The sequence below is a fragment of the Stenotrophomonas sp. 59 genome (assembly GCF_030291095.1).
Lineage (GTDB): Bacteria > Pseudomonadota > Gammaproteobacteria > Xanthomonadales > Xanthomonadaceae > Stenotrophomonas > Stenotrophomonas maltophilia_Q.
Genome location: NZ_CP127408.1, coordinates 419,875 through 431,162, shown reverse-complemented (window position 1 = coordinate 431,162; position 11,288 = coordinate 419,875). Strand labels below are relative to the sequence as shown.

Annotated in this window: 9 protein-coding genes; 1 reads left to right on the top strand and 8 read right to left on the bottom strand. The window is 65.9% G+C overall.

Annotated elements, in window-relative coordinates:
* The first annotated feature begins 14 nt into the window (after window positions 1-14).
* The gene (locus QP552_RS01895; protein WP_019662193.1) at window positions 15-1,529 is read left to right on the top strand and encodes an acetyl-CoA hydrolase/transferase family protein; all 1,515 of its coding nucleotides are present in this window, start codon (window positions 15-17) and stop codon (window positions 1,527-1,529) included.
* A 95-nt stretch (window positions 1,530-1,624) separates the two neighbouring features.
* Here QP552_RS01895 and QP552_RS01890 read toward each other — a convergent pair whose 3' ends face one another.
* The 8 genes from QP552_RS01890 to QP552_RS01855 all read right to left on the bottom strand — a co-directional run bounded on the left by QP552_RS01890 (window position 1,625) and on the right by QP552_RS01855 (window position 11,257).
* Window positions 1,625-2,986, bottom strand: a complete 1,362-nt coding sequence (locus QP552_RS01890) for a VOC family protein (protein ID WP_286074805.1) — start codon at window positions 2,984-2,986, stop codon at window positions 1,625-1,627.
* Between the two features lie 160 nt (window positions 2,987-3,146).
* Window positions 3,147-3,635 (bottom strand): hypothetical protein, encoded by a 489-nt coding sequence (locus QP552_RS01885; RefSeq protein WP_286074804.1) that lies wholly within the window; start codon window positions 3,633-3,635, stop codon window positions 3,147-3,149.
* Between the two features lie 31 nt (window positions 3,636-3,666).
* Complete coding sequence (locus QP552_RS01880; RefSeq protein ID WP_106549735.1) at window positions 3,667-4,419, bottom strand: HAD family hydrolase; 753 nt, start codon at window positions 4,417-4,419, stop codon at window positions 3,667-3,669.
* Between the two features lie 84 nt (window positions 4,420-4,503).
* On the bottom strand, window positions 4,504-4,920 hold the full coding sequence (locus QP552_RS01875) for an EF-hand domain-containing protein (RefSeq protein WP_106549734.1): 417 nt from the start codon (window positions 4,918-4,920) through the stop codon (window positions 4,504-4,506).
* A gap of 232 nt (window positions 4,921-5,152) precedes the next feature.
* Window positions 5,153-5,524: a hypothetical protein gene (locus QP552_RS01870; protein ID WP_049432879.1), complete on the bottom strand. Its 372-nt coding sequence runs from the start codon at window positions 5,522-5,524 to the stop codon at window positions 5,153-5,155.
* Between the two features lie 454 nt (window positions 5,525-5,978).
* The gene (locus QP552_RS01865) at window positions 5,979-6,692 is read right to left on the bottom strand and encodes a M15 family metallopeptidase (protein WP_286074803.1); all 714 of its coding nucleotides are present in this window, start codon (window positions 6,690-6,692) and stop codon (window positions 5,979-5,981) included.
* The gene (locus QP552_RS01860; RefSeq protein ID WP_286074802.1) at window positions 6,625-8,178 is read right to left on the bottom strand and encodes a serine hydrolase domain-containing protein; all 1,554 of its coding nucleotides are present in this window, start codon (window positions 8,176-8,178) and stop codon (window positions 6,625-6,627) included. The genes QP552_RS01865 and QP552_RS01860 overlap by 68 nt, the downstream gene beginning before the upstream one ends.
* Window positions 8,179-8,233: 55 nt before the next feature.
* The gene (locus QP552_RS01855; RefSeq protein WP_111110777.1) at window positions 8,234-11,257 is read right to left on the bottom strand and encodes a TonB-dependent receptor; all 3,024 of its coding nucleotides are present in this window, start codon (window positions 11,255-11,257) and stop codon (window positions 8,234-8,236) included.
* Window positions 11,258-11,288 lie beyond the last annotated feature (31 nt).

Sequence of the window (11,288 nt, the reverse complement as noted above, 5' to 3'; positions counted from 1 at the left end):
CAACACGTGTCGTCATGTCTGTTGATCGCATCGCCAACGCGCGTCTCCGTGACCGCGTGGTCTCCGCCGAGGCCGCAGCCGCGCTGATCCAGCCCGGTGAAACCGTGGCCATGAGCGGCTTTACCGGCTCCGGGTATCCCAAGGCCGTTCCCGTCGAACTGGCCCGCCGCATCGAAGCGGTGCATGCCCAGGGCAACCCCTTCCAGATCAAGCTGATGACCGGTGCCTCCACCGCGCCGGAACTTGATGGAGCGCTGGCCAAGGCCGATGGCATCGCCATGCGCATGCCGTTCCAGAGCGACCCGGATGCGCGCAACCGCATCAACGAGGGCAAGCTGGACTACATCGACATCCACCTCAGCCACGTTGCACAGCACGTGTGGTTCGGCTTCTACGGCGAGATCGATACCGCCGTGATCGAGGTCTCGGCCATCCGCGAAGATGGCTCGCTGGTGCCTTCCACCTCGGTCGGCAACAACAAGACCTGGCTGGACCTGGCCAAGAAGGTGATCGTCGAGGTCAACGAGTGGCAGCCGGCCGGCGTCGACGGCATGCATGACATCTACTACGGCACCGCGCTGCCGCCGCACCGCAAGCCGATTCCGCTGGTGAACGCCAACGACCGCATCGGTGACACCGCGCTGCGCTGCGACCCGGACAAGATCGTGGCGGTGGTGCGCACCAACGGCCCGGACCGCAACAGCCCGTTCAGCCCGATCGATGCGACCAGCGAGCAGATCGCTTCGCACCTGATCGAGTTCCTGCAGCACGAGGTGAAGAAGGGGCGCCTGCCGCCGAACCTGCTGCCGCTGCAGTCTGGCGTGGGCAACATTCCCAACGCCGTGCTGGCCGGCCTGGCCAAGAGCGGTTTCCGCGATCTGGCCGCGTTCACCGAGGTGATCCAGGACGGCATGCTCGACCTGCTGCGCGACGGCGTGCTGAGCTATGCCTCGTGCACGGGTTTTGCACTGAGCCCGCAGGCCAACGAGACGTTCAAGGAAAACATCGATTTCTACCGCGAACGCATCATCATGCGCACGCAGGAAATCTCCAACCACCCGGAACTGGTGCGTCGCCTCGGCTGCATCGGCATGAACGGCATGATCGAAGTGGACATCTACGGCAACGTCAATTCGACGCACGTGATGGGTACGCGGATCATGAACGGCATCGGCGGTTCGGGTGACTTTGCCCGCAACGGTTTCCTGTCGGCGTTCCTGAGCCCGTCCACGGCCAAGAACGGCACCATCTCGGCGATCGTGCCGATGGCCAGCCATGTGGACCACACCGAGCACGACGTGTCGGTGATCGTGACCGAACAGGGCCTGGCCGATCTGCGTGGCCTGACCCCGCGCAAGCGCGCGCAGGTTCTGATCGACAACTGCGCGCACCCGGATTTCCGCCCGCAGCTGCAGGATTACTTCGACCGTGCCAGCCGCGAAAGCTACGGCAAGCACACCCCGCACCTGCTGCCGGAAGCGCTGTCGTGGCACCAGCGTTGGCTGGATACCGGCACGATGAAGGGCTGATTATTCTCAGTTCGCCGGGCATGGCCCGGCGCTACCAGCTTCCGGTGGGTGCGGACCTTGGTCCGCACCCACCACTCACACCAAAGCGGTGCCGATCAGGCGCGCAGCGCCGCCAGCGATTCGGCCTGCAACCGCTCGTAGATCTCGAACTCGTCGTTCACCGCCACGCCCAGCGCCTGCTCGAAGGCCTCGCGATTGGCATGCGCGGCATAGGCGCGCTGTTCTTCGCCGCCCAGGTTCGACTGGAAGATGCCTGCGGCGCTGACCGGCAGGAAATCCTCGTAGACGATCGGGTCGGCCGTGGCCAGGCCAGTGGCCACCAGCACTTCGGCCGGCAGATCAGCCACGCGCTCGGGCGCGGCACGGCCGGCGTTGGTCAGCTGGTAGCGGTAGTAGCCCAGGCCCTCCTGGCGCAGCGTGTCATGGTCATCCGGGAAGCTGGTGAACACCGCCTGCAGGCGCTGCCCGTAGTCGCCGCCGGTGCTGCCTTCACCACCTGCATCGCGTGCCTGCGACAGCAGCTGGTCGTACAGCGCGCGGCCCTTCGGGGTCAGTGCAAGGCCACGTTGCTCGATCTCGCCGAAACGCGCGGTATGGGTGCCGGCATCGCCACCCTCGCTGTCCGGGAAATGCACGGCCTCTTCCAGCGCCTTGAAGCTGGTCTGGCGAAGCAGGATCGGGCAGGCGCGGCGCGGCGGGCCTTCGATCACCGCCTTGGCCGCCATGCCGTGTTCGATCATCGCCGCCTGCGCGGCATCGATGTCCAGCGTGCGTGGGGTCAGGTGGTTGATGTGCGGGCCACGGAAGCTGACCACGTCGGCCACCAGGCGATGTGCGTTGTGCAGCGCGTGGTAGGTCGGCAGGTCGACGGTGGCATCGCCGTGCCAGCGGAAGGTTTCCAGCGCTTCATCGACGAAGCGTTCGGCATCGGCCTGCGACAGCCCGCCGCCCCGCTCGGCCTGGTCGATCAGTGCCAGCGCGCCGTCGGTGAAGATGCGGCGGCGCGCAAGGATCTTCGCCGATTCAGCACGCAGCGCCTCGTCTTCGATCAGCTCCAGGCGCAGCAGCGAAGTGAACACGCGGAACGGATTCTGCGCCAGCGCGGCGCCAGTGAGCGGGCGGAACGCGGTGGAGTGCACCGGCACGCCAGCCACCGACAGGTCGTAGTAGCCGACCGGGTACATGCCCATCACCGCGAACAGGCGGCGCAGCGTGGCCAGCTCCTGCACGGTGCCGACGCGGATCGCGCCATGGCGCTCTTCATCCAGGCGTGCACGCTCGTCGTTGCGCTGCAGCTGCGCGGCCAGCGCCGGGTCCTGGGCAAGCACCTGCGCGTTGATCCGCTCCACCAGCTCCACCAGCGTGCCGTACAGCGGCACTTCGGTGCGGTACATGCGGGACATGGCCTGCGCGAACAGGCGGCGGATCACATCAGGCGAAACGAAAGAGGCGCTCATCAGTCACTCGATTACGGGAACGGGGAACAGCTCGGACCCGTATTGTCGCCGGAGTGCGTGGCGGCGGCGATATGCAGAGCAACATGAAACATCGGTAGCGCCGGGCCATGCCCGGCGGATCCCAAGGCCGCGCTACGCGCTCGCCGGGCATGGCCCGGCGCTACCGCTTCAACTGGCGCTTGAGGGTGGCATCCAGGGTGATCGGCCGGTCCCAGTGCCCGTAGCTGGCCACGATGGCGTGGCGTACGGCACGGTAATGCAGGTTGTCCGGCTTGGCCGGCATCCGCTTCACCACGGCTTCCCAGCCGCCCTCCGGGTCCTGGCTGAAGGCGCGCACGCTGTCGCGGCAGGTCTGGCCGCTGGCCTTGGCCCAGAAGCAGGCGAAATAGATGTCCCCGGCCTGCCAGCCATGGGTGGAGAACAGCGCGCTGATGTAGCCGCGCGGCACGTCGGCATAGCGCGACACTTCGTCGAGGAAGGCGTCGGGGTAGCGCTCGGCGTAGTGGTTGATGTCCTGCAGCTGGGCATCGACCCAGCTGTCACCGGTCTCCACCTCGTAGGCTGCCGAACGCTCGGCGGTCTGCTGGGCCAGCACAGTGGCCGGCACCAGCAGCAGGGACAACAACAGCGCGCGCAGTCGGACGTTCATGCGCCGATTCTGCCGCAGCCGCCGGGCCCTGTCAGGCCACCGCGGCGGCCTTGGCCTCGATCGCCGCCAGTGCAGCCGGCCAATCGTGGGCGGTGTCGGCGGTCACCATGCGCGGTTCGTCGTCGGCCACACCATGCTGGGTCTCGTGTGCCCAGGTCACTGCATACGGGGTATGCACGCCCCAGCCACCGAGGGTGACCACCGGCTCGATGTCCGAACGCAGCGAGTTGCCGACCATCACGAAGCGCTGCATCGGCAGATCGAATTCGGCCAGCACACGGGCATAGGTTTCCGGATCCTTCTCCGAGACGATCTCGATGCGCGGGAACAGCTCGGCGAGGTTGGCGACCTTGATCTTCGCTTCCTGGTGGAACAGGTCGCCCTTGGTGATCAGCACCACCGGGTAGTGCTCGGCGATGGCCGCCACCGCTTCGCGCACACCGTCGATCAGTTCGACCGGGTGGCGCAGGGTGTCGTGGCCGATGTCCAGGATGCGCTGGATGTCCTTCGCATCGATGCGCTGGCCGGTGATGTCGATGGCCGCTTCGATCATCGACAGCGTCATGCTCTTCACGCCGTAGCCGAAGGTGCCCAGATGGCGCTGCTGTACTTCCAGCAGGTGGCGCGCGGTCTGGGTGTCATGCACGTCGACGTAGCGCGACAGCAGGTCAAGGTAATCCTGCTCGGCCTTGCGGTAGTAGTCCTCGCTCTTCCACAGCGTATCGTCACCGTCAAAACCGACCAGGCCGATGGCGCGCGACGGCGCAGGCGTGGAGGTGTTCATCGCGCAAGGATACAGGGGCCATGGTGACGAAAAAAACCCGGGCGGCCGAAGCCGCCCGGGTTCCCATACGCCCCGATGCAGGTCTTACCTGCCCTGCGCACCCTGCGCTGCGCCGCCGGCGCCGGCCTGCTGGGCGGCCACATAGGCCTTGTACTCGTCGGCACTGAGCTCGCCGTCCTTGTTGGTATCGGCCTGGTCGAACACCTGGGCCAGGCCCGCGTTCACCTGTGCCTCGGACTTGCTGATGGTGCCGTTGCCATCGGTATCGATGCTGGCCCAGGTCTGGCCACCGCCATTGGCCTGCGCCGATGCCGCTGCGGCCGCATTGGTCGCCTGGTCAGCGGCCTGGCCGGCCTGTGCAGCCGCCTGCTGGGCCTGCGCGGCCTCGTTCTGCGCATGCGCCGCCTGCTGCTTGGCCGACTGCGCCATCGCCGGAATGGCCAGCACGCTGCCGGCGGCGACGATCAGGGCGATCAGGGGCTTGCGGTTGCGAATAGTCATCAGGGGTGTCTCCTACCGATTGGGTGGTGTTGCGCGGCGTGTTGTCTCCGCACGGCACCTACCCTGCCACCGCCTTTCTGAATCGATTTTGCGCCGCGACCGGCATCAACACACGCGATTAACCACTCGCCACCGCACATGCTTTAGCACGGTGGTTAGCGCGAAGTGAGTGGCTCATAAGCTGCGCATTCAGCGCGCCAGGATTTAACCGGCAGCGAACGAAAAACCTGCGTCAATTCGCGGTCTGGGCCGATGACCGCGAACTGAACATCACCCATCCCAGCGCAACACCGGCGAGTGCGCCGGCGATTTCCAGCACCACGCGGCTGCCGAGTTCGTTCGGATCATGGATGGTGGACAGGAAGATGCGCGCGTACAGCGGTGACTCCAGCCGCACGATGCCCATGTAGAACAGCTTCCATGCATCGATGCCGGCCGAAGCCACCACCGAGATGACGCAGGCCCAGCCGATGGCATGCCCCATCGACCAGTGCAGCAGCCGGCACAACCGCGACCACAGGAAGTACACCAGCAGGCCGACCAGCAGGGCGATGGCGCCGGCTTCCAAGGTGCCGAGCAGGCCGAAGTGCAGGGGAAGGTTCATCGGGTAGGCAGCGGTGGGAATGCGGCCAGTGTAAGGGTATCGGCAGGGTTGCACCCTGCACCCGCAGAGGCTTCAGGCAACGGCCAAAGCCAAAGCGACTCTGGACTGTTGATGGTTTGGCGGGACGATGTGGGTGGGCAGGACACGCCGTAAACCCATCCTTGGGGGCTCGATGGCGCCATCCATGGCGCCAACGGTCCTGCCCACCCACACCGCCCCACCTCCGACAGATTCCTGATGACGGTTGGTGGTAGATCCACGCCATGCGTGGATGAATCTCAATCGAAATCGAATATTTCGAGAATTGAACGAAGAGCATCCACGCATGGTGTGGATCTACCGTGTCGACCAAGGTCGACACCTACCAACAGAAGCGACCCACCCCGCCATCCCACGGAATGCATGCTGTTGCTCTGGCTTGTAGCGGGTGCAGGGCGCAGCCCTGCCGATACCCCTACCGCACTGGAACGTCGTACGCGGTGCCCGGATCCGGTTCGGGTTGCAGGGTGTAGTGCCACCACTCCTGGGGGTAATTCACGAAGCCGCGGCGCGCCATTGCCCGTACCAACTGCTGGCGGTTTGCCTGCTGCACCTCGCTCAGTCCGCTCGCCTGCGTGTGCGCACGTGGCCCGAAGAAGTCGAAGTCGGTACCCATGTCCAACGGCGTGCAGCTGCCACTGCGGCAATCCAGCAACCCAAGATCCACCGTCGCGCCACGGCTGTGGCCAGAACGCTCTGCGATGTAGCCATCGGCCAGTAGCCGCGGCTTGTCCAGGTCCGGGTACTGCAGCGCCTTGCGCGAGAGTTCGCGCGGATCGTTCACCCAGGCCATGAAGGCCTGCACCGAGCGTACTGGCCGGTAGCAGTCGTAGAGGCGCAGGCCAAAACCCTGCGCGCGCAGATCCTGTTCCACCCGCACCAGCGCTTTCGCCACCGGGGCCAGCAGGTAACAGGAAGGAGCCTCGTAGCCCGGAACACGCCCGCCGGTGAAGTTGTTGGCACCGGCGTAGCGGATATCCATGTCGATACGCGGCGCCACCGACCGGATCTCCACCAGCCCGGCGTCGGCCGCGTCAGTGGCGGGTGAAACACGCGGTGGTTCAGCGGCGTTGGCGGTCGCTGCCAGGGCAGTCGCCAGTACGAGTGAAATGCAGGTCCTGGAAGTCATAGCTGAAGTCGATGTCCGGATCGATGGCACGCAGGTCCAGTGTCGGTGCCGGGCCTTCGCCTGGCTGCAGCCACGCCTGCGCGTCGTCGCCCAGCGTATCCCAGCGCAGCAGCCAACGCTCCTGCAGTTGCAGCACGGCCCCCTGCAGCCGCGGCGATCTGTCCACACTGAAGCGCAGGCCGTCCCTGCCCGGGCACAGCGATGCGGCCCCCAGCCAGGGATCGCTGTAGCGCCCCTGCCAACGCGGCAGGTCATCGCCGCGTGCCGGCTGTGCGGCTGCGGTCGCTGGCCGTTGGTGGCCAGATGCTGCCTGCGCTGCCTGGTCAGCCTTCAGTTCGGCCAGGTACTCCATCGCCGGGCGCGCATCGTCCGGTGCGGTGAAGCGCTTCAGCATCGCCTGCATCAGCGCCGTGCGTGCGTCCTCGCCTTCGCCGTTGATCAGCATCACCACGCCCACCCTGCGGTCGGGCAGCAGCGCCAGCGATGAATACATGCCTGACAGCGTGCCGGTATGCGCCACCTTCCACTGCCCGTCCATGTCCGACACCCGCCAGCCATACCCATAGCCGTAGAAATGCGCGTTGTCCCAGCGCCGCTGGCGCTCGCCCAGTGGCATCGGCATGTGCAGGGTCCACAGCGTGCGGCGTTGCGTGCTGTCCAGCCAGTCAGGTACCAGGGCGGGATCGAGCAGCACCTGCATCCAGCGTGTCATGTCGCGCAGCGAACAACGGATGCCACCCGCCGCCATCGAGGGCAGGTCCGGGCTGATCGCAGCATCGGCGTTCACCACCTCGTTGCGTTCACCACGCCAGGCATGCGGCTGTGCCACGTTGCCCACGCGCTTCACCGACCACGCCCCCACCTGGCAGCGCGTCATGCCCAGTGGTTCGAACACCTGCTCGCGCATCAACTGGTCGTACGGCTTGCCACCCGCCGCCGCCGCCACTTCGCCGGCCACCACGTACATCAGGTTGTCGTACGCATAGCGGCTGCGGAAGCTGCTGACCGGCTTCAGGTGCGCCAGCCCGGCGATGATGTCGCCACGGGTGAATGCGTTCGGCTCCGGCCACAGCATCAGGTCACCGGCGCCCAGGCCGAGGCCGCTGTTGTGGATCAACAGGTCGCGCACCTGCATCTGCTCGCCCACCCACGCATCGTGCATGCGGAAGCCCGGCAGATGCCGCTGCACCGGATCATCCCAGTGCAGCCTGCCCTGCTGCACCAGTCGCGCCAGCAGCGCAGCGGTCATCGCCTTGCTGTTGGACGCGATCTTGAACAGCGTGTCCTCGTCGATGCGGCCGCCATCGCCACGCGCGCCCCCTGCATGGCGATGGACCACCCGCCCATCTTCGACCACCGCCAGCGCCAGCCCGGGCAGATGCTCGGCCTGGACCACGGCCGCGATGTCGGCCTCGATGGCGGCGCTGTCGGCCGACGACGCGGACGGTGCGGCCAGTGCCGCCGCGAGGATCAGCAGGTGGTGCATGCGGGCAGTCCCTCCATTGCCTGCGCCGTCACGGTGGACGGCGCGGATCGTGGCCTCAGAAGTTCCAGGTCACCACCAGCTGGGTATAGCGCGGGGCCTGCCAGCGCGTGCCGGTAGCGAACGTCGCTTCGCGGTACTGGCCGGGCTGCGCCTCGTAGCGCTGGTGCACGTTGATGGTCTTCTGGTTATTGAACAGGTTGTACACCGACAACCGGGCGCTGAGGTCGATGCCCTCCACCGGCAGGCGCCAGGTCACATTGGCGCCCATGGTCCAGGTCCACGGCAGGCGACCAAACGCACCGCGCGGGCTGTACTCGAACTGGCGCTGGTTGTACGGGCCCGAACAGTTGGCCACGCACAGCCAGCCGGTGCCACCACCGCTGCCTTCACTGGAGGTACTGCCACCGGCGATGGAGTCGTTCGGCCACATCACGCCGTAGGCAGTGATCGGGCCACCGGACTGCACCTGCAGCGTGGTGCCGAACGACCACTGCTTGTTCAGCGCATACGCGGCACGCAGCTTGAACTGATGGCGGAAATCGTTGAACAGCACGCCATAACGTTCGTTGGTGGCCGGGTGGTCCCAGAACTGCACCATGCCGGTGTCACCGTAGTTGGTATCGGAGTTCACCGGGCCTTCGAAGTTGCCCTCGCTCTTGGACCACAGATAGGACGCGTTGAACATCCACTTCTCGTCCCAGGCACGGTCGATCTGGAACTCCAGCGCCTTGTAGGTACGCTTGGGCTTGGAGTAACCGATCACCTCGCCACTGCCGCCCTTTCGATAGCCGCTGTTGGCGGTGTCGATGGTGATCCAGCCTTCGTTGGCGCAACCGATGCTCTTGTCGCCCCAGATGGTCAGGCTCTCGCCCGGGTTGGCGATCGGCCACAGCGTGCTGGGGGTCGGGCCGCACGGGGTGTAGTTGATGCGGATGTCATCCAGCGCGCGGGTCATGCGCCGGTAGGTGGCATTGACGCCCCACGACCAGGCCTGGTTGATCATGTTCTGGAAGCCCAGGATGTACTCGTCCTGGTAGACCGCCTTCAGGTCACGGTCCACGCTCTGGCGCAGGTCGGCACCGCCGGTGTTCATGCGGGTGTCGGTCGGCCCGATCTGCTGGCCGACGATCGGTGCCATGTACGGCGAACCGGTCGGCGAGGTTTTCTGTTCCCAGCCGTTCAGCACGTAATAGCTGTATTCGTCGGTCAGGCCACCGGCGAAGTTCACGTTGATGTTGTTGGTGACCGGCAGGTAGTAGCGGCCGGCGTTACCGAACAGCTTGGTGCTGCCATCGCCGCGCATGTCCCACGAGAAGCCGACGCGTGGCGCGATCAGGTCGTCCATCTTGATGAACGCCTTGCCGGCAGCGGTGCGGTTCTCGAAGCGGTCCCAGCGCACGCCGAGGTTCAGCATCAGGTTCGGGGTGATGTTCCAGATGTCTTCCAGATAGAAGGCATTGGCCTCGGTCTCGAAGGTGCCGCCGGAGCGGCGGTTGCGAGCACGCAGCATCTCGGTGACGCCGGCCGGTACGTAGGCGTTGGCGCCATCCCACACTTCATCGCCGGGCCGTGCCACGTAGGCGGTGTAGCTCAGCTCGGTTGGCCCTGGATAACGGGTGGACTGCTTGGTGGTCATCAGTTCGCGGTCGACACCGAAGCGCAGCAGGTGGTCGCCGAGCTGCCATTCGAAGTCCAGGCGCGCGACATCGCGGGTGTCATCGCGCTCGGCCACCGCCGCGCCGGTCGGGTGGCAGCCGGCGCGCAGCCCCTGCAGCTTGCCCAGCCGCGGGCCGTAGGTGCTGTCGGTGAACACCGGGCTGCAGGCCTGGTCCAGCGACGAGTTGGTGAAGGCACGCTGCTTGTTCTGGCCGACCATGGCGCGCGCGGTGAAGTTCTGGCCGAAGTGGCCGGTGTAGGTGGCCGACCAGTTGCGGCCGCCGGTCTCGGTGACCGAGTCGCCGCCCCAGGCACCGAGCTGGTCGGCATTCCAGTTGTAGCCGTACGACGCATTGGTGACATCGCCCTCGTCGGAGAACGCCAGCAGCGCCAGGCTGTGGTTGTCGTTGATGTTCCAGTCCAGCTTGGTGCCCCAGAAGCCGTTGCCGGAATCGTTCTTGAACCAGGTACTGCCATCGGACGACGTGTTGTGGCCCTTGTCGCTGCGGTCCTCGTACATCGCGAACAGGAACAGCTTGTCCTTGATGATCGGCCCCGAGCCCCAGACGTTGGTCTTCAGGAAGGAGTTGTTGTCGCGGCTGCCGTAGGAATGCGGAGTACCGTCACGGTGGAAATGATCGCCGCCACTGGCGCGCCACGCACTGGGCTCGGCGGTGACTTCAACACCGCCCTCGAATTCGTTGCTGCCCGAACGGGTCACGGCATTGATCACGCCACCGGTGGAGCGGCCGAACTCGACCGAGTAGCCACCGGTCTTGACCTGGAACTCATTGAAGAACGCGAACGGCGCGGTGCTGAAGCCACGACGGGTATACATGTCGGTGACATTCAGGCCGTTGATGAAGACCGCATTCTCGGCCACCGATGAACCGGCGAACGACAGGCCACCGAATGAGGAGTTGCCGCCGACCACGCCCGGCGCCATCAGTGCGACCGCAGACAGGTCCTGCGCCACCGGCAACCGCGAGATCTCCTGGCGGTTGATGTTGAACGAGGTTTCGGTGGAGTAGACATCCACGCGGTTGATCACGCGTGTGCCAACCACCTGCAGTGCATCCAGGTTGGTGACACCACCGCCGCTGGCCAGGTTGACCGTGGTGGTACCGCCGACGGCAACGCTTACCGATACCTGATCGCCCAGCTTCTGGCCATCGCGGCTGAGCTGCAGCTGGTAGTCACCCACCGGCAGCTGGCCGAGGCGGTAGCTGCCATCGGTGCCAACGGTGACGGTACGGGTCAGGCCGGTGCTGCTGCTGACCACGGTGACCTGGTCACCCGCGGTTGCACGGCCGGCGACCGCGCCGCTTACGTTCTGTGCCATCGCGATGCCGGGCAGCACTACGCCCAGACACGCCCCGAGGGCGACGCACAACGCCGCCCGCTTGATGCTGTAAGCCTTCATCCCCTGCTCTCTCCTGCAAGAATTGAATGGT

Excerpts from the sequence above, each read along its gene's own strand:
- QP552_RS01895 (WP_019662193.1), top strand. The coding sequence starts at position 15 with ATGTCTGTTGATCGCATCGCCAACGCGCGTCTCCGTGACCGCGTGGTC.
- QP552_RS01890 (WP_286074805.1), bottom strand. The coding sequence starts at position 2,986 with ATGAGCGCCTCTTTCGTTTCGCCTGATGTGATCCGCCGCCTGTTCGCG.
- QP552_RS01885 (WP_286074804.1), bottom strand. The coding sequence starts at position 3,635 with ATGAACGTCCGACTGCGCGCGCTGTTGTTGTCCCTGCTGCTGGTGCCG.
- QP552_RS01880 (WP_106549735.1), bottom strand. The coding sequence starts at position 4,419 with ATGAACACCTCCACGCCTGCGCCGTCGCGCGCCATCGGCCTGGTCGGT.
- QP552_RS01875 (WP_106549734.1), bottom strand. The coding sequence starts at position 4,920 with ATGACTATTCGCAACCGCAAGCCCCTGATCGCCCTGATCGTCGCCGCC.
- QP552_RS01870 (WP_049432879.1), bottom strand. The coding sequence starts at position 5,524 with ATGAACCTTCCCCTGCACTTCGGCCTGCTCGGCACCTTGGAAGCCGGC.
- QP552_RS01865 (WP_286074803.1), bottom strand. The coding sequence starts at position 6,692 with ATGACTTCCAGGACCTGCATTTCACTCGTACTGGCGACTGCCCTGGCA.
- QP552_RS01860 (WP_286074802.1), bottom strand. The coding sequence starts at position 8,178 with ATGCACCACCTGCTGATCCTCGCGGCGGCACTGGCCGCACCGTCCGCG.
- QP552_RS01855 (WP_111110777.1), bottom strand. The coding sequence starts at position 11,257 with ATGAAGGCTTACAGCATCAAGCGGGCGGCGTTGTGCGTCGCCCTCGGG.